A 19,736-nucleotide genomic window follows, 5' to 3' on the forward strand; every position below is an offset into this window, starting at 1 on the left:
ATTAAACGCTAATGAATTAACAAGTACAGTTGATGGAATAGCGTCATCGGTAAACTTAACTGATCAGAATGTCGTTTCAACCAAGAATATTACAGGAACAGGGATTACTGTAACAGGCGGGGAGGGTTCATCATTAAAAGATGTAGGTTTGTCAATTACTCCAGGACTTGATCAAACCATGTTAGTTACAAATGGTGCTGGAACAGTAGAGTGGGTACCACAACCAGTGATAGAACCTATCACAAATGAACTTACTGTAACAGGAAATACAATTACAAGTAATGTAAGTAATGTCGTTGATACAGCAGAACTAATCGGAACTGTTGAAAATAGCGTAACAGGAACAAGTTTAGTGACTCTGGTTAATACAGTCGCTTCTACAGCTGTGGATTTAAAAGGTGCTATTCAACAAGGACAGTTAAATACTGTTGTTGATCAAGGTAGTGGAATTGAGGTTACAAACACTGTAGTTGATGATACGACGACTTACCTTGTAGCTTTAGATCCGACTACAGCGAATGTCGCTGGTGATGTTACAGGAACTCTATCAAATACCAAAGTAGTAGGACTGCAAACAAAAGCGGTTAGTGCTGTCTCGCCAACAGATAAACAAGTGCTAACCTATAATGAAGTAGCGAATCAATGGGAAGCGAAAACCCCTGAGGTAGATGTTACTAAAGTACTGAATGGTAAAGCGCTTAAATCAACTGATTTATCTCTATCTGCTGATGCTTCGACAGCCTTATTAAAAGAAGTGACTATTGATATTAATACAGGTGCAGTTAATTCTGATAAAATATTAGACAGAACAATCCTTGCAGAAGATATTGCAAATGCAGGACCTAAAGAAGTATTAGTAACAGGTGATACAGGAGAGGCTCAGTGGTCTACACAGGCTTCTGTAGTTCAAGAAAATCAAAAAACAACTGTGGTTCAGGGTAGTGGTGATGCGATAGTTACACCTGTGGTTGTGGATAAAGTGACTACTTATACTGTAGATGTGCAGTCTGCGATGCCGAAATTCTTCTATATGCCGTCAATATTAATGCCTACAGCAGAAGGACAGACTAGTCAAGGAGGAGTAAGCTTTGACAATGCTACGCGTATGGGTACAGTGGATTTACATGCTATTTATCAGGCTCAGTTCACCACGCCGGTGGTCGCGAGTAACCCAAGTGCAGCATTGCCAACATTAGAGGCAGATAAGTTAAACTTCTTTGTGACCTATGTAGATGCTAGTGTATTTACTAATCTAACATTAAGCGAAGAGGGTATTCTTACCTATGAGGTGACACCAACGGCTAATGTGACAACGGGGTCATTTATGAATATAGTGTTTACTGTACGCTAACCTTAAAACAAATAAACATGAGAGTAAAGATTTTAATAGTGTGTCTTTGTGTTTTTAGTTTTAATGCAATGGCTCAACAGATAAAAAGCCTGACTTGGCAAGAAGCCAAAGAGGTTTTGCCAGAAAGTGAATTTAATGATATTGAATCCAGAAGTACAGCTCAGCAACCTTTTAGTATGTTGTATGACGATGGCTTGTTTGTAAATACTGATAAAAATACTACGCTATTTACGCAAGGGTATTTTTCGATTGATCTGATAAAAGATAATCCGGATTTCCTTAAACAAGCAGCAGATTATAAATTAATTGTAATAGACTTGGATCCAAGTGAATTAATCGGTAGTGCTCAGCAAGATTTATCGATGTATACAAGTCTAGAATACATAGTTGTTAAATATTATAACGTTAGTGATTGGAATCAAATTTTTAGTGATTTTCAGAAGCTTAACCAATCAAAGGGGAATGAACTTAAAATTATAGGTCATCTTTTAGAACCAAAAAATTAATGCCATGAGAACAATAGAATTTATTAAACATAAGGTAGTCTTTATCTTCTCAATACTATTGCTTCTGTTTGTGGTAAACAAAGTTTATGGTCAGAGTAATAAAGTACCTTTTAGCTTGCGTACTTCGATTAAGGCACCTGAGCCTTATAAGAATCAAGAGATTTACAATCTTCGCGGTGACTTCACTATGATAGGTAATGCGAATTTATTTGATAAAAGACTTTGGTCATCAGGAAGTCCTGGTGATTCGAATGTTAATACAAATATGGCTTTTTATAAGCTTACTGGAGATCCGTCAAGTATACGTAATTCATCTTCAGCAACCTTAGTACATCCTGCAGGGTTTGACTCTTCGTGTACAAAAATTGTTTATGTTGGACTGTATTGGTCTGGAAGAGGGGATAATACCAATAGTAATGTATTGAGTAATGGCTTACGCAAAGATAAGGTTAAACTGAGATTACCAGGATCTACCTCTTATCAAGAATTAACTGCGGAATGGATATATAGAGGAGATTCTGATTCTCGAGGTATTTATTCTTCTTATATTGATATTACAGATAAGATCTTGACTTTAGGAAGTAATGCTTGGGGAACTTATAGTGTAGCGGATATAGCAACTAGACCAGGTGAAATCGATAATACCGGTTTATATGGAGGATGGGGTATGGTAGTTATCTACGAAAACCCACTTATGAAATGGAGAGATATTACTGTCTATGATGGTTTTAGTGTTTTAAATGCAAGTGGAAATGATAATGCCCAGTCTGGAATCTTAAATGTATCAGGTTTTAGAGCAGCTCAAAGTGGTAATATCAATATCAAAATGGGAATGATGGCTGGTGAAGGGGATCAAGATATAACAGGAGATTACTTTGCTATTAAAAAGCGAGTATCAACGAATTGGGAAACTCTAAGACATGGAACAAATCAAACCAATAACTTTTTTAATTCTTCTGTCTTAATAACCCCAAATACTAAAAATCCTAATTATTTAAATAATTATGGTTTTGATATTGCCATGTTTGATCTAGATAATACCAATAATCGATTGATTAACAATAGTCAAACTTCTACTAGTTTTAAATATGGTACGGCAGGTGATACCTTCGCTATTTACAATATTGTTTTTGCTGTTGATGCCTATGTTCCATTAGTGGAGGCTGAGAATAAGGTGACTACACCAAATATTTCACATGGTTCAGAGGTTTTTCCAGAAGATATCATTGATTTTCAAATTGACCTAAAAAATAAAGGAAGTGAGGCTATTTTAGATGGAGCTTTGGAGATTAGTATTCCTTCGACGATGCATTTTGTGTCAGCGAGTATTGATCAATCCTTTCCAGTGAAGGGGACAGCTGTTTGGTCTCACCCTGCTTCAACGAATCCTAATTTGACGGCTGGTGGTAAAATTACTTGGGTATTTGACCGAAAGTTAACTGTCGGTGAATTAGAAGAAATTCATGGTAGAATTAATTATAGTTTGCAAGTAAGTAATGATTGTACTTTACTGACCAGTTCGGTTTCAGACTGTATTTTAACCTCTGGAGTTAATGGAAAAGTTACAGGTAAAGGTGAGCTGTCAGGACATGATTTTGATATATCTTTAGTTAGAGGATATACACAAGGGGTGTGTTCAGCAGCTCAATACGACGACTTGAATTTAAATATTACTTTGACTAATGACTTTTTAGCTAATTGTCCGTCACTTTCACCAGAAGGCGCTAGAGAGTTTAAAGTTTATTGTGATCCTTCTATCACTTTTATCGAGCGCAATACTATTGCTAATGAGTATCCTAAAGGAACTAAGTTTTATAGTCAAGAGCCATCAATGCCTGGATATGAAACCTCACTAGTTACTGGAGATTTTCCAGTAGATACACAGTCGACTATGTACTATGCTATCCTACCTGGAATGACAGAGAGTTGTTATCTGCGATTAACTACGTTTTTAGAGATTGTTACGACTCAGCCAACAGTTAGTGATATTGAAGTTTGCTATCACACACCGTATACCATACCAGCAGCATTATCTAACCAAGGTGCCCAGGCTGGTCTAGAGCTGTATTATTTTGATAGTCCTACTAGTGAGTTACCACTAGCAAGTGTGCCGAATCCTACAGAACCTGGAGTGTATACTTATTATGTAGCTGAAGGAAATATAGGAGCTAATGGAAGTTGTTTTGGCCAAAGAGTAGCCTTTACCATTACTATTAATGAGTTACCACTAGTAGATGATTTAAGTGATTTTTGGGAGTTATGCCCTAATGCTGATGGGGTATATAGCTATAATCTTTTACCTGGACAAACCTTGGTTTGGCAGTATGCTTTGGATAGTAATCAGTTAGTTTGGAGTGATTTACAGCCAACTAGTTTTAATGGAGATGTACTATTGCCACAAGACACGCAGCTTGTTATCTCTCACGCTAATTCGTCAATTGATAAAGTACATATTCGGGTTAAGATTATAAATGATAAGGGATGTGTGAACTATTCATACAAAATGCAGATTTCTATCAAAGCATGTAATGCAATTAGTAACCCTACTTTGCCTAGTAAGGCAGGTAAATCAATTAGTAACTAATTATGGAAAATATAGTAAGATTTTACTTAAAGTTGTTCATTCCTCTAGTAGGAATGGCAACTGTAAGTGCTCAAAATACAAGTGCTGAGCTATTGGTAAATGGTGGGAATGTTAGTGTGGGGGCTGATGGAATTTTAAGTACAGGATATGACTTTTCAAATCTAGGTACGGCTCATTTTATATCGGATGGGCAAATCAGCTACCAAAGTAATTTTCACAATGATGGAGTCTATGGAATTACCAATGGAAAGACCAGTAGTAAGACACTTTTTAGTATGGCAGACGATACCAAGGAGGCACTGATATTATCAGGTAATGGACTTAGTAGTTTTTATGATATCACTTTTGATAACCCAAAGAAAGAAATGTCTTTTGATGTGAGTACAAATATTGACTTACAAGGGCAAGCAAATATGAAAAAAGGTGTTATCAAAATCAATGATGCGCCTAATACACTAACAAGAATGTCCAAAGGGATGATCAGTTTCTTACCTGGGGCTACGGCTGCTAATGCAAGTGATGATAGTCATATTCAGGGGCTGATGGAAAAAGTAGGTAGGGAGGACTTTGATTTCCCTCAAGGTGATGGAGGGTTTTACCGTCCCGCGACTATTTCTTCTGCTCAAAACGATGAGGATACTTTTGTGAGTAAATATGTTTATGACGACAAAGGTTTTTTTGAGGCGCGTACTGTCCTTTCAGGGGCTATTGACATCCTTAACAAAAACGAGTATTGGCTTGTAGAGCGTGGAGTCAACACATCGACAGATATTATCTTAACCCTAGGTTGGCATGATGATACTACTTCTAAAGATGTATTAGGTACTCCTGAGAAAAATTTGCGCATTGTGCGTTGGGATGAGATACACGAGTTGTGGATTGACGAAGGTGGAATTGTCGATATGGTTAATAAGAAAGTAACCACACCTACTACAGTTGATAGATATGGTTTTTTCACCTTGGCAACGATTAAAGAGGACTGGATCATCGATGTAGACATTGCTATATACAATTTAGTATCACCAAATGGCGATGGAAAGAATGACTATTTCGTGATTGATAACATCTCCCGCTATCCAAACAATACCGTTGAGATTTACAATCGCTGGGGAACTAGAGTGTTTGAGACCTCGAATTACGATGCTCAGGGCTATGGTACAGTGAATGTATTTGATGGTTATGCCAAAGGTAGAGTAGTGGTGAATAAAGATGAGCCTTTGCCATCGGGTACCTACTACTATATCATAGTATATGAAATCAATGACGAGAAAGGATCAAGAACGATTAAGAAATCAGGTTATCTACATTTAGATACCCCATAATTTTATTAGCAGATGAAACGATATAATAGTTTAAAAAAATGGAGTGTTTGCGCTTTGATTGGCCTGGGAGTTTCCTTTGGTGTTTATGCTCAGCAAGATCCACAATATACTCAGTATATGTACAATCATGCTAATATAAACCCTGCTTATTCAGGTAGTTTGCAAACCTTATCTATATATGGGCAGTATAGAACCCAATGGGTAGGACTAGAAGGTTCTCCCAAGACGGCTAACTTCTCGGTAACTTCTCCAATTGGCGAGACAGGATTAGGAGTGGGTGTTCATTTTAAAAATGATCAATTAGGAGCGATGATAGACAATACTTTTTCAATTGATGTCTCTTATTCAGTATATCTGAACCACGATTATCAATTAGCCTTTGGTATTAAGGGGTCAGGGAATCTATTAGATGTTGATTACAGTCGATTACATGTATTTAACACAACAGATCCTGTGACACAGAAGAACATTGACAATAGCTTTACGCCAAACATTGGTACAGGGGTATTTTTGTATTCCGATAAAGCTTATGTCGGTTTTTCGATTCCTAATTTATTAACCACCACACGTTATGACGATAATGTGGTGAGTACTATGAAACAAAAGATGCACTATTATCTTACAGCTGGTTATGTATTTGACATTCACGAATCGGTTAAATTAAAACCAGCGCTCTTAGTTAAGGCTGTACAGGGAGCACCACTGCAGGCAGATGTATCATTAAATACATTAGTTAAAGAAAAGCTAACTCTAGGGGTAGCTTACAGATGGGATGCCTCCTTGAGTGCCTTAGCAGGATTTCAGGTGGCTAAAGGTCTTTTTGTCGGTTATGCTTATGATATGGATACGACAGAGTTGGCTCGTTATAACAACGGGTCTCATGAGGTCTTTTTGAAGTTTGATTTGTTTAACAAACTAAAGCGTACCCATACGCCTAGGTTCTTTTAAAAAGGAAGTATCATGAACAGAAAACTATTTACTATAGGATTAGGGACACTGCTTTTTTTAGGACAGCTTACCGATGGATATAGTCAGATTAGACAAGAGAAAAAGGCTGAAAGGCAAACAGAACAATTTGCCTATAGCAAGGCGATAGATACCTATCAGAACATTATCGAAAAAGGAAGAGGCAATGCCTTAGTGTATGTTAAACTTGCTGATGCGTATTACTTTAATGCCAAATTAGCTGATGCCTTTACTTGGTATGATAAGTACTTTAGTGAGCTTAATGATCAAACAGCTGAGCCGGAGCATTACTTCCGCTACGCTCAAACATTAAAAGCTGTGGGACAGCAAGACAAGGCGACTACTTATCTGAATCAGTGGATTCAGGAGTTTGCTACAGAGCAAGAGGCGAAGTATTATAAGATGGGCTTGGTGCTAGATAAAGAGTTTAAAAAACCAGTTGAGCTAACACCGTCAAGCTTTAACTCTCAGGAGTCCGACTATGGTACTGCCGTGGTAGAGGGGCAAGTGGTATTTACTTCTTCTAGACAATTGTCCAAGCAGGCCAAAGAGATTGATCCTTGGACTAATCAGCCGTACACGAGTTTGTATAAGGCGAGCTTAGCTGATCAGTCGCAAGTAACGGCTTTGACGATAGAAGGCGAGCTCAGTACAATCAACTATTCTTCGGCTGTCTTTTCAAAAGATGGTCAGGTCATGTTTTTTACAGCTAATAACAGGCGTGAAAAGGGTAAAAAGCGCTATAACAAAAACAATAGTGCCGTATTGAAGGTTTATAAGGCTAGCAAACTAGGAGACGGCATGTGGGGAAAAGTAGAGGAATTATCGATCAATTCAGATGATTTTAATACAGCTCATCCTAGTTTGTCTAGTAATCAACAATATTTGTATTTTTCTAGTGATAGACCTGGTGGATATGGGCAATCAGATATCTACAAGGTCGCACTGGAGAATCTAACACCAACTGGAGAAGTTGCTAATCTAGGTGGAGCTATTAATACTTCGGGAAGGGAGACTTATCCCTATGTAGAGGCAGAGAACTTGTACTTCTCTTCAGATGCTCGACTAGGCTTTGGAGGTTTAGATATCTTTAAAGTTGAGAACTTGAGTCAAGTAACTGATCAGTTGGCTAAGGTGGTAAACCTAGGTGAACAATTCAACAGTGAATTTGATGACTTTGCTTATTATCAGACTTCAAAAAGCACAGGTTATCTAAGCTCAAATAGACCGAGTGAGTTAGGCCTTGACAATGTGTATTATTTTAGTATATGCTCAGCTATGTTTAAGGGAGCTTTACTGGATAAGCAGAGTCTTTCTGGGATAGGTAATGGTACTTTAGAATTATTAGATAATAGTAAAGTAAAGGTTGGCGAAATACAAGCCAACGACCTAGGGGAGTTCTCTACGGAAGATGTAAACTGCGGTCAGACCTATTGGGTAAATGTTAGCGCTGAGGGGTATAATTCTGAGATTTTACAGATTAGCATTGATAAGGTTAATCCGATTGTTGATAAGGATATTCATTTGACCAAAATCATAATAAAAAAACCGTGGGAGGACCTTAGGTTTGATCCGATTTATTTTGGATTTGACAAATCGGGTATTCGAGAAGATGATGAAGTTGTCTTAGAACAAATAAAAACTTTATTGGAGACTTACCCAGAGATTAGTATTGTGATAGAGGCGCATACTGATAGTAGAGGTAGTAAGGCTTACAATATTGGTTTATCGGATCGAAGAGCTAAAAAAGCAGCCACTTGGTTTACGAATCGAGGTATTGAGGCTCATAGGGTAAAAACCAAAGCAATGGGGGAATCTCAGTTGCTAAACGATTGTGATGGTAGTAAACCATGTAAGGCTAGTGAACACGCGCTGAACAGACGTGGTGAGTTTAAAATAATTGAAAATTAAGGTGTGAGTGTGTCTTTAATGACAGTGTTTTTAAATCTTTGCACAAGGCCTTAAAACAAATGAAAAGAGTGCCCTAAAAAGCACTCTTTTTTAATATTTAGCATCTTTGCGTAGATTCATGGCTTGATTTCGGGAGTTAATTTCCAGTTTAGTATACAATTTACTAACGTGATATTTTACTGTGCTAACCGATATGAATAAGTGTTCGGATATCTGGTTATTGCTCATGTTCTTCCAAATACAAGTCAACACTTCTGCCTCTCTAGGGGTAAGGTCATACTGAATTCTTAAGATATCAAGCATACTGATGTCTTTTTTAGCATCAGCGGTATTCTTAAGTGACTTCTGGTTGGTTAGGTAGGATTCTATTTCCGCTCGATACTTATGATTTTGATCTTGTATGTTTTTTACTTTGTAAATAATGGCAAAAGTAATGATAATGATTTCCAAGGCGCTAACTAAACGAAAAGCATTAATATCGAAATAACTAAGCTCTTGAGCGCTGAGATTTAAATAGAATGTATAACCGATTCCAAAAATAACAATTATCCCAAAGGAGGATAATAGAAAACGCGCATACACATTTTTTCTAAACTGTGTAGCTGCTATAATTAAACAGAATATCGGTCCTATAAAACTCAAAATTGTAGTTAGGTTCAACAAGAGTTTATCAGGGTAGAACATAAAAATTAAACTTGACAAAAAGCTAGCAGAAAAAAGTGCTATAAACATGATTTTGTATTGTACAAAAAATGCTTTGATGTCTAGGAAATAACCAGTGAACAGGCAGGCAAGAAATGAGGTGATCGGAATATTCCATACCAGTAAATACTTCATTTGCAAGCTTCCATTTGATAGGTAATAAAACATACCGTCCTCATAAAACAAAGAAATGAATATACAAATCTGTAACAAGCAGTAGGTTATAAAACGCTTGTCTTTAAATATGATATAAAAAATTAGGTTAATCAGTATTGAAATTACCGAAATCCCGTAGTATAGACCTATAAAGAGTAGCTGTTTAGCCTCCATTACGCCAAACTGACTACGTTCGGTAGCGATGATACGCAAATTGTCCGTAGGTGCTTGATATAGATTGATGTAGTAGGTTTGGTTATCAGTGACGATATAGTGTTGAGCGTATCGACCTTTGATAGGGTTGTCCTGACTGTCTAAGTTTGGATCTACTAAATGCAAGCGATCAAAGTTATAGATATACAAATCATAGGCAAAAATATGCGCATTAGGAATGTATAGCACAACTGGTGCATATAAATAGCTTTTGTCTAATTGACCTTTTAACCAAGTATTGTTTAATGAGTCGGTGGCAATTTGTAAGTTTCCAGTGTTGTTTAAAGGTCTGTAGCTAAGCGTTTCAATTTGTTGTTGAAAATGCTCAGGGATTTTCGCATAGGCTTGCGAAATGAAAAAACAACATCCAATTATAACCAACACCTTAGCTAATTTCTTGAACTGAAAAAAATCCATTTCTAAAATGTTAAATAAGGTTTCACAAAAGTAACATTTTTTTATAATTTTTTAGTTAATTATGAGGGTAAATAGCTTTTTTAGAATTGATAAATTGAAAAAAGAGATTTTAGTTGTTAATTTAATTGTGTTGTTTATGTAGCTTCGTTAAGATATTAATTTATATCTATTAATTAAGGAGGTATTGAATTAAAAGACAAGTTTATTGACTTGTTTTGTCATTTTGTGTTGTTTGGAGTTATTTATCATAGCGTTTTTTTTTAGTTTAACTTTATATAGATGGGATCACTAATAAATAGTTCATATTGAGTTAATTAGTATGTTGTTTTATAATTTATTTTTACTTTTATTTAAGAATTAATTTATTTTAATTATAGTGTAAAAATATAGGTATGGACTTGGTAAAGCTCAATCCACAAACTTTGATGTTCAGATAGCCCAAACAACTATTGTATTTGTACAGTATTTGCTCATAAGTATCCGTTATACAATGGAGGCTTATGAAACTATTGGAGGTCTATTTAAAGACCTCAAACAGGATTACATTGAAAACAAATTGAACGTTAGATTATTAGCTGTAGTAACCTTAGTACTTGATGTTTTGGAAAAATTGGTAGAGTCTATTGATATTCATGATATTACAACTAGAATAATTGATAATATCGAATCTTTGGGACTTTTGTCCAATAATTACAACTTTAAATATCAGACTAATACGTGAAAGGAAATCAGTGCGAAACTTGAGATGCTTTATTATCACTTTTTAATATCAGAGCAGAAAAGGTGGAAGCTTCTTACAATGGACAAACAAAACAAGGTTTAGTCTACTTTGCCATAAATGAAAAAGGGGAGAAGGTAAGTAATTCTTTTAAGGCTTCCCATTTTGGAAAGATTGCAGGTTATCAAGAGTTAGAAAAACATTTTAATGTTTCAAAAGAAAAATTTAAACCCATATCTAATAAAGTTAATCTAAAACATACTATAGAAATAGCATTGAATACAACAAAGTCATTACAAGAATTTAAAGAAGAACTTTTAAGTCATGGAATAAACGTTATTATCTTCCAAAACAAAGACAATCGAATCTATGGTGTAACTTTTATCGATCACAACTCAAAAAGTGTCTATAAAGGCTCTGATTTAAGTAAAGAGTTATCAGCTAATANCTCTGATTTAAGTAAAGAGTTATCAGCTAATATACTAAGTCAAAAATGGAGTAGTACAGAAGATTATTCTCGTTCAATTTTAATATCTTCTCAACAGACTAATACTAATGAATCAGACGAGTTACATCCAATATTTGAGCATTTATATCTTGACACTACCGATTTTAATAATGATGAGTTTGTGTCATTGTTTAATCTTTTAAACAATAACCAGGAGATAGATTATGAAGAATTAAGTTTTGAGAAAAGGATGAAAAGAAGAAGAAAAAGATTTTTGTGAGATAGCGTACCTAATTAGACATCTTTTTCTTTAATGATTTATGATGCAAATATTTTTCCTTCTTTTGATTTCATAGCAGTAGTAAATAACAAAAGAAGAATTCCTAAAGGAAAACCAATGGAACAAACAAACAACCAGGTATGTTCCCGGAAAACAAAAGATGCACTGGTAGCTATTTTAAGTCCTTGTAGTAATAATACAAATTGCGTGCTAGCAAATGCACCAAGCAAACATATAGTAGCTAGTTTTAATCCTCCATTTACTTTAATTTGCTCTAGTTGAATCAACAGCCAAATCCCAAATCCAGTCATTATACCCAGCATATTCAAATGAATAAAACCGATAATCCAACTGCGAATCGCTTGGGTTGGTACTGCAATTGATTCTACAACCGTACTCAATTGAGCTAAAATTCGAAAGAATAAACAGCTAAAAGCCAATATTAACCACCATGTACTTAATGAAAGAGATTGTTTTAGTTGAATCATGTTCCAAACGGAACACCCCAATATACCAAAGGCAAGGAATTGAGCAATTACGCCTATGGTATTGATTTTAAAAATGAGAGGAATGTCCAAGTACCAGGCAAACACTAATCCAAAGGTAAATACCATCGACAGCACCCAAAACCCATAAAAAGAAGTAAAATAGGGGATGGTTTTCTTGCTGAAAAAATAATGAAAAAACAAGGTGATGAAAGCTGTAAGAAACCATCCGTTCAGTTGAAAATGCAAGAAAAACTGAATACAAAGTTGAAAATAAACACTGGTTTTTCCTAATATTCCACCTATAGGTCCTAAAGACCAAGCGCCTAGTGTGGATAAAAAAAGACAAATAATGGCCGTTTTTAAAAGTCTTCTAGTTTGCGGATTTCCTATTGTATTGTACTTCCATAAACGATAACCTAAAGCGTAGGAACACAAGATATGTAGAGTAGAGAACGCAATAGAAGGTGCCGCATAACCTTGTAAAGGAAAGGTTAACATCATTCCTATAACAGAAACTTGTGTAAGCCAGAATAAACGGTTATAAAATCTTTGTTCTTTTCTAGTATGAATGGCAAAAAACTGAACAAATAAAATAAATACAAGCATATAAAGCCAACCTAGCATTGCCAGATGGGAATGTGTATGTAGTAAATAAGAATAAGTAAAATAAGCATTCACTTCGGGATAAACAAAAGCTGATCTTAATACGAGTCCAAAACAAGAGGCTATGAAAAAATTGGCTAAACTAATAGCAATATAAATTGGTTTCATAAAAATAGAAATCTAATAGTAAACAGTACATTATTAAATTAAATGAGGAGATGCTAATCTAGCAGTAATACTTATTTGCATGTAAATATAAGTGAATATTCTACTTGAAAAAAAGTGAAATAAATTAGTTTGGTTATGTTTTTTATTATAAAACAATATTTAATACATTGAATTTAAGATAAAATAATTTAAAACACATAATAATACTTATTTGGTTAGTTTAAAAATTAACTTAAATGTTAAATAATTCCAATCTACATATAAATTATATTTATTTAGATTAAATACAAATAATAAAATATATTTGTGTCAGTTAATTTTTTGATTATCAATTATAAGTAAGACTATGTTTAGGATTAATCTAAGACTTTTATTGTTTACATGTATCTTATGCATGGGATTTAATGTCTATGCACAACAAAGAGTAATTCATATTGTAGATGAACAAACAAGTGATGTAATTCCGGGAGCAAAAGTTGTTTTACTAAATAAAGGGGACCAAATTTTTTATTCAAACGAAAACGGTGAGGTTTTAGTAACGGAGATGGGAGACCTCACTTTGTACATTGAGGCATTTCAATATCAGTTTACGACAACCGTTTTAGCCTCAAATCAAGATTTTAAATTGGTTCAGCTAAAAACGGGGAATGAAGTGATGGATGATATTTTAATCACAACCTCAAATACAAACCTTAAAAGAACAAAAGATTCTTCAGTATTAGTTCAGGTTATTTCTGGAGCAAAACTTTCAGAATCTGGTTTTACAGGAATACAAGATGCTTTAATGAGTGAGATTCCAGGAATGAATTTTCAAAAGGTAGGTTTTGGAACTGATGTGAATGTTGGTGGACTAGACGCTCGAAATATTTTATTTCTCATTGATGGAGAAAAATTAACTGGTGAAATGGCGGGAAACCTTGATTATCAGCGTTTCAATATTCATTCTGTAGATCACATTGAAATTATAAAAGGAGCATCTTCAATCTTATATGGCTCAATGGCTTCTGGTGCTGTTATTAATTTAATTACCAAAAAGACGGATCAAAAGTTTGCCTTAACAGCAGGTGTGCGATATGGAGAAATGAATCAAAGAAACTATAAAAATCCTAAAAAATCTGATTTTTTATACATGTTTGAAAAAAATGTAGATCGACCTAATTTGCAAGGGTGGTTATCTATGGGAAGCAATTTAGGTAAAGTAACCTTGCAAACAGATGTTCAATATACTAGCACAGATGCATACTATTTATTCCAATCAGGGTATGATAAAAAGACATTTCGCAAAAACCCTACAATAGGTTTACTACGCGATACGGTAATTACGAGCTTTATAGAACGCCCTCCTTTGGGAATAGAAGGGGATGAGTTCGTAAATGTTTCACAGAAAGTTTATTATGATGTAAATGACAATCTCCACTTTCAAGCGTATGGGACGTATTTTTTTATGAACTCCTATGATCTAATTCAAGACTTGATATTTAATCAAACAGAGGATTTTTCAGGAGGATTTAAAATGAAATACAAAATTAAAAATATAGGAGAGTTGTCTGCGAGTGTGCATGTGGATAATTATAAGCGATTTAAAAGACATGAACGCATTGACGAAAGAAAAAAACTATATGATTCTAAATTAGTTCAACCAAGATTAAAATTTGTGTCTACTTATTTTGAACAACATGAGCTAACGCTTGGAGTAGAGCAAAATGAGGAAAAACTAATTAGCGATAGATTTGGTCGAGAAGGGACACTAACAGAAAGAGAATCAAAAGAGATTGAGGCTTTTGTTCAAGAGGAGTATTCGGGGATCGAACGCACTAAAATTGCCCTCGGAATTCGGTCCTCTTACAATGAACTATTTGGAACCAATGTTTCACCTAAATTTTCGGTTAAGTATGATTTAAAAGAACAATTCTCCTTTAGATTTACTTACGCCAAAGGCTATCGTATACCGACAATTAAAGAGAAGTTTTTTGATTGGGATCATCTGGGCATGTTTCAAATTGTAGGTAATCCAGATTTAAAACCGGAGAAGAATACGTATTTCTCTTTTTCTACTGAGTTTCAGAACAGTAGTTTGTTTGTCAACTTTAATGCCTATACCAATTATTTTAAGGATAAAATAGAAGGAGTTTGGCGTGTATTTGAATTTCAATACAATTTTGAATATCAAAATTTAAATACGAGTAACCTTAGGGGATTTGATGTTTTAGGGAAAGTTAAAATCAACCCTAATTTCAATGTAAATTGGTCTTACTCTTATGTAAAGGTTAGCAAAACAAAAGGCGTTCAACTCAATACAGCCTCTCCACATAATGCCAATATTCAAATCGAATACAATTTTTCACGACTCAACTATGATTTAAGAGCAGGTATAAACACCAATATTATTGGCGCTAAAAAGTTCAATGTACAAGATAAATTGATGATTAATGGCAAAGCTCAAGATGCCTACTTTGAAGTGGACCTCCCAACGTATACGATGTCCAATTTAGTTGTGAATCAAACCTTTTACAAGCACTATAAATTAACGTTGGGAGTAGATAATGTTTTCAATTATAAACCCTCCTTGTTAGGGGCTGGCGTAGCCATGTTTAATATTCCAGCAACACCAGGAAGAAGATGGTTTGTTCAAGTAGAATATAAATTTTAAAGCCATGAAAAAGTACTTAGATTCAATTACGCCATTCGTTTTATTTCTGACTCTTGCTTTTGTGCCTATGGGCTGTGTGGAGTATGATGCGTTGCCTTATGATGGAAAAAACCTTCCGCGACTTACAGAATATAGCAACGATTGGTTATACTATAACCTTAGAGAAGATAAATTTTTAAATCCCTTTTCTTCTGGAGATTCGCTTTTTCGATCTGCGGATCGTCCAATTGTTGAAGGAGAACAAAAAGATCGCCTTGACTGGGATATCGCTTTTAATCGCTTTAATATTCGAACCAATAGTGGTTTAAGCGGAAAGGGACAGGGTGGAGCCTATGATATGGGAGCTGTTTCTTATGAAAGCATAACGTCTATTAGCCAAATACCCAAACAAGCCCTATTTGTGACAGATACTGTAATAAGTATTACCATGAGTCAAGAACAATGGATTTTAGAGAGTAGTAAAACAGGAAATACAGACCCTTGGTTTGATCCTAATAATGGTCCTAAACAAATGAAATCTACCGCCAATTTATTATTGGCAAACGCCTTGCGATTCTCTGGGCCACCTCCGTCTTATCAACCATCCTTTCACGTGTATATCATTCGAAGTGCAGAAGGGAATCGATTTTTTAAACTACTTATTATAAGCTGGTATAATCCAGAACTAGAGATAGGAGAAAGCGGAGGATTAATCAGTTATAAATGTGATGAAATTTTTTAAACTAATAATTAACAATCATGAATCAAAGAATTTTACGTTTTACAACGCTTGTCTTTTTAGTGACACAGCTTGTTTCTTGTTCCTCAAGTGACGATACGGTGATTATTGTTGATCCTGAAAATCCTGTTGGTACTCAGGTTATCAAAGATAATAATCTGATTTCTGCTTTAAAAGAACAAGGGTATGGGTTTGAAGGGAATGCTTTAAAAATAGACCAAAAAGTCCTAGATACCAAAAGTTTGAATTTAACAGGTAAGCAAATTAGTGATTTAGAAGGAATCAAAGCTTTTGAACATTTAGAGGAAATAAAACTAGCAGACAACAAGTTTGATATGGAATTTGACTTTACTGCTTTGCCTACTAAAGTGACAGCTATTGAATTGCAAGGTAATGTGTTATATGAATTTTATAATATGAATGCGCTTAAAATTCAAAAATTGTATTTACCTGAACAAGCTAAATTTAACATGGAGGAAATCCTCACTTTTTACAAAGAAAACAAAGAGGCATTGGAGAAGGGTACAGTAGAGATGAAAATGGTGGAAAAAGGGGAATTAAAAACTTATACTACCTTAAGAGAAATTCCAGATCCTATCTTGAGAACTTATATGCAAGAGACATTTCCTTCTTTATTTCCAAATGCAGGAAGTAAGTTAGATATAGCCACTCCCATGCGTATACCAGAAAATACAGCAGAATTTCATTTGGGATTATACTTTAATTTAAGAGCTTCAAAAGATCCAAATTACGATAAAACTATTGATCCAGTTACGTATGACAATACCTATTTGTATTTAGAACAAACTGATGAGCAGTATATGACTTCTAAAATTGAAAACTACGAAGGAATACAATATGTACTTCAACATAAGGATTACGGTGCTAGTTGGGTGGATATTAATAACAATCACCAAGTGAAAAACACAACTATTGAGTATTTGAAAATCCCCGATAATGGAGTGACTTGGATTTGGATGCGTAATTTTCACATAGCTAAAGGAGTGAAAATTACCAGTACTTCTCTTAAGCGCTTAAAATTTGAGTTTATGTCTGGTTTTAAAACGCTTGATTTAAGTAGTAGTGCAGATTGGTTTGTTGGAGGAGCTTTAACCATGTCTGATTTGGTTCTTTCTAATTGTCCGGATTTGGAAGAAATTATAGTTCCAAAGAGTAAATTACCCGATATGCAAGCCGGCCAACTTCAGTTGATGTATTTACCTAAATTGCAAAAAGCTGATTTTTCCCATTTAAATGCTTTTTGGGGTTCTTCTTATTTTAAAGGGTTACCTGTTTGGAATGTTCAATTTCCAAGAACACTAACAGCAGTTGAACATAACCTCAATCTCGCTTTTGATAAAGTAATGCTTACAGTTCACAGAGAAAAAAGTATAGAATTAATGCATAAAGTAGAAACTTCAGCACCTAAAGCAGCTTTCTATTATAGTGGATTAGATGAAACAGGTAAATGGAATAATACTCAAAAAATAGATAAAAATGGAAACATTTTATAATTCCTATAAGCAATGAAAAAAAACGTATATATTATTTTTCTTCTAGCTGTATTTACATTTCTAGGTGGGTGTAGCACCTCAGAATCTGAAGTGGAATTAGAAGAAGATAAAGAAAATCTTTTTGAACAAAAGTTTAAAAATAAAGAGGTAATTATTTATACCCGAGCTTTTCGTTCCAATGGAGAGAGAACTGTAGGAGAAAAGGGAATGCCGGTGAAATTTAAGTTTAATTATGACAAAAATGATCCGAATAAACTTTACTTCGAAATGCCTGAATTCCAGTTTGGCAATATGCCCTTAGCGGCTACAATCAGTGGAAAACTAGATATCATAAACAAGTATGTAGATGCTTACCCAGAAAAGAAAAACTGGATTTATTTCGGTACGCGTTCAAGTAAAGCAACAGCGGGCTCATACATCTACAATGAACAAGGAGAGCGAATCCAATATGATTCAAGTCCTAGTGCAGAAGTAAATGGTTATTACAACCCAGATAGCAATGAGATTTTTATGGATATCAACTTTAAACTCATGAGTGTGACTTCTATTTCTCCAGACCAAACCTTTGATGAACATCCATTAGATCAATATTTAGTGCTCCTCGATGGCTATTATGATACGCACCGCCAGATTGATAAGGTTCGTAATAAGATGTTCAATTTTTCAAATCAAATGTTTAACGGTGTACTGACAGATACAGATAACAACAGCATCAATTTGGATATTCCACTCACTTTTAGTTATAATCCGCGTAATCCTAAGCAGACATATGGTAAAATTGGCCCTGTTGATTTTGAGTTAGCTGGCAAAAAATACACCCTTGCTTTTGAAGGAGATATTCAGTTTTTGTTTAACCCTGACCCACCAATTTATCCAACCTGGAAGACCCCTATACACACCAAATTACTGCAAGGTACCCAACCAAAAATTGCGTATGTAAGTATAGAAGGGCAAAATAAAATTGAAGGGGGAGTACTTACTGGTACTTGGCGCTCTACAGATTGGCTTGGAGACTCTTATGAGTATGCTAAACTTCGATTGACAGATATGGAAATTCGTTTCAATCAAGGGTTAAAACTTAAAATCAATGTAGGTAATCGATAAGAACTTAAAACTAAACATAGTCTTTATTAACTACTTAAAAACTATAATATTATGAAAAAATTCAAATTTATTTCGGCATTTTCGCTTTTGGGCGTATTGCTATTTACTTCTTGTAGTGCAGACGATAATGAAACACAAACACAAGACCAACAAGTAGTAAACAAGACGTTTTTCTATGATTTATTCCATACAGATGGAATTAAGAGTGACAGTCGTTTTTCAACCTTTTCGGCGGGCGATTATGCAGGTGTTTATACTGGAACGTATGTAATTAATAGTATGCTTGCAGGATCAGGGCCTGGTGATTATACAGATGTACAAAATAAAACCATTACAATTACAGTAAATGAGGCTGCACAAACGATAGGATTGGAAATTGAACCTTTTAAAGTTGGAAAAATGCCTGCTAATATTAATATTGATATGGAAAATATTCCCTACACGGAGAGTGGAAATACAATCCATTTTCAAGGTACTCAAATTGATGGATTTAGTGTTCTAGGGGTGAATTCGAATATTGATGTGGATGCAACGATTATCAAAAATGGCACTAGTTATACAATGCAATTAAATTTTATTGCAAATAGCGCTTGGGGACCAATGGTAATCAATGCAGATGTAGATTTTACAGGAACCAAATAAAATAAGAGTAGATTACTATAAAATATATAGGCTATGTTTAGTTAATTAAGTTAGTGTTTTCTAAAAATGGTAGCTTTATAATTATGGAAAGAAGCAGTAAGAAAACACTATAATGCACCGAATTAGACATTCATACTTTTAGCACTTTTAAAATAAATAGTGATCTAATTCAAATACAAAAGCCTGCAAATTTATTAATTTGCAGGCTTTTGTTATGTTTTGAGTCCCATATAAGGTAACTGAAGTTTCGCACCTATTTACTTTCATGTATTCGG

Annotated in this window: 12 protein-coding genes and 2 pseudogenes; 12 read left to right on the plus strand and 2 right to left on the minus strand. The window is 34.7% G+C overall.

All coding sequences use genetic code 11. From position 1 onward, the window contains the following. From GJV77_RS14745 to GJV77_RS13495, 6 genes and pseudogenes are all read left to right on the plus strand, one after another. Positions 1 to 1,351: pseudogene (locus tag GJV77_RS14745) on the plus strand (hypothetical protein); the annotation flags it as partial. A 17-nt stretch (positions 1,352 to 1,368) separates the two neighbouring features. Next, positions 1,369 to 1,857 (plus strand): hypothetical protein, encoded by a 489-nt coding sequence (locus GJV77_RS13475; protein ID WP_155036864.1) that lies wholly within the window; start codon positions 1,369 to 1,371, stop codon positions 1,855 to 1,857. Between the two features lie 4 nt (positions 1,858 to 1,861). Then, positions 1,862 to 4,441: a hypothetical protein gene (locus GJV77_RS13480; protein ID WP_155036865.1), complete on the plus strand. Its 2,580-nt coding sequence runs from the start codon at positions 1,862 to 1,864 to the stop codon at positions 4,439 to 4,441. 2 nt (positions 4,442 to 4,443) lie between these two features. Beyond that, a complete protein-coding gene (locus tag GJV77_RS13485) occupies positions 4,444 to 5,763 on the plus strand; it encodes a gliding motility-associated C-terminal domain-containing protein (protein WP_155036866.1) in 1,320 nt (439 codons plus the stop codon). A 12-nt stretch (positions 5,764 to 5,775) separates the two neighbouring features. Continuing rightward, the gene (locus tag GJV77_RS13490) at positions 5,776 to 6,711 is read left to right on the plus strand and encodes a PorP/SprF family type IX secretion system membrane protein (RefSeq protein ID WP_155036867.1); all 936 of its coding nucleotides are present in this window, start codon (positions 5,776 to 5,778) and stop codon (positions 6,709 to 6,711) included. 12 nt (positions 6,712 to 6,723) lie between these two features. Next, positions 6,724 to 8,640 carry an OmpA family protein gene (locus GJV77_RS13495; protein ID WP_155036868.1) on the plus strand — a complete coding sequence of 639 codons (1,917 nt, stop codon included), beginning with the start codon at positions 6,724 to 6,726 and terminating at the stop codon, positions 8,638 to 8,640. Positions 8,641 to 8,730: 90 nt separating this feature from the next. On the opposite strand, the gene GJV77_RS13500 is transcribed toward GJV77_RS13495, so the two are convergent. Continuing rightward, entirely contained in the window at positions 8,731 to 10,128 is a 1,398-nt protein-coding gene (locus tag GJV77_RS13500; RefSeq protein ID WP_155036869.1) for a LuxR C-terminal-related transcriptional regulator, read from the minus strand. Between the two features lie 382 nt (positions 10,129 to 10,510). Here GJV77_RS13500 and GJV77_RS13505 point away from each other — a divergent pair. Continuing rightward, positions 10,511 to 10,849, plus strand: a pseudogene (locus tag GJV77_RS13505) (IS4 family transposase); the annotation flags it as partial. Positions 10,850 to 11,612: 763 nt separating this feature from the next. On the opposite strand, the gene GJV77_RS13515 reads toward GJV77_RS13505, so the two are convergent. Next, a complete protein-coding gene (locus GJV77_RS13515) occupies positions 11,613 to 12,833 on the minus strand; it encodes a hypothetical protein (protein ID WP_155036870.1) in 1,221 nt (406 codons plus the stop codon). 394 nt (positions 12,834 to 13,227) lie between these two features. On the opposite strand from GJV77_RS13515, the gene GJV77_RS13520 reads away from it, so the two are divergent. From GJV77_RS13520 to GJV77_RS13540, 5 genes are read left to right on the plus strand one after another with little or no spacing between them, the layout of a single operon-like run. Next, a complete protein-coding gene (locus tag GJV77_RS13520; RefSeq protein WP_240142883.1) occupies positions 13,228 to 15,483 on the plus strand; it encodes a TonB-dependent receptor plug domain-containing protein in 2,256 nt (751 codons plus the stop codon). A 4-nt stretch (positions 15,484 to 15,487) separates the two neighbouring features. Continuing rightward, positions 15,488 to 16,204 (plus strand): HmuY family protein, encoded by a 717-nt coding sequence (locus GJV77_RS13525; RefSeq protein WP_240142884.1) that lies wholly within the window; start codon positions 15,488 to 15,490, stop codon positions 16,202 to 16,204. A 17-nt stretch (positions 16,205 to 16,221) separates the two neighbouring features. Then, the gene (locus GJV77_RS13530; RefSeq protein ID WP_155036872.1) at positions 16,222 to 17,715 is read left to right on the plus strand and encodes a hypothetical protein; all 1,494 of its coding nucleotides are present in this window, start codon (positions 16,222 to 16,224) and stop codon (positions 17,713 to 17,715) included. A 12-nt stretch (positions 17,716 to 17,727) separates the two neighbouring features. Then, positions 17,728 to 18,819: a DUF4903 family protein gene (locus GJV77_RS13535; RefSeq protein ID WP_155036873.1), complete on the plus strand. Its 1,092-nt coding sequence runs from the start codon at positions 17,728 to 17,730 to the stop codon at positions 18,817 to 18,819. Between the two features lie 51 nt (positions 18,820 to 18,870). Beyond that, positions 18,871 to 19,461: a calycin-like domain-containing protein gene (locus tag GJV77_RS13540; RefSeq protein ID WP_155036874.1), complete on the plus strand. Its 591-nt coding sequence runs from the start codon at positions 18,871 to 18,873 to the stop codon at positions 19,459 to 19,461. Positions 19,462 to 19,736 lie beyond the last annotated feature (275 nt).

Source organism: Myroides pelagicus, assembly GCF_009711055.1.
GTDB lineage: Bacteria > Bacteroidota > Bacteroidia > Flavobacteriales > Flavobacteriaceae > Flavobacterium > Flavobacterium pelagicum.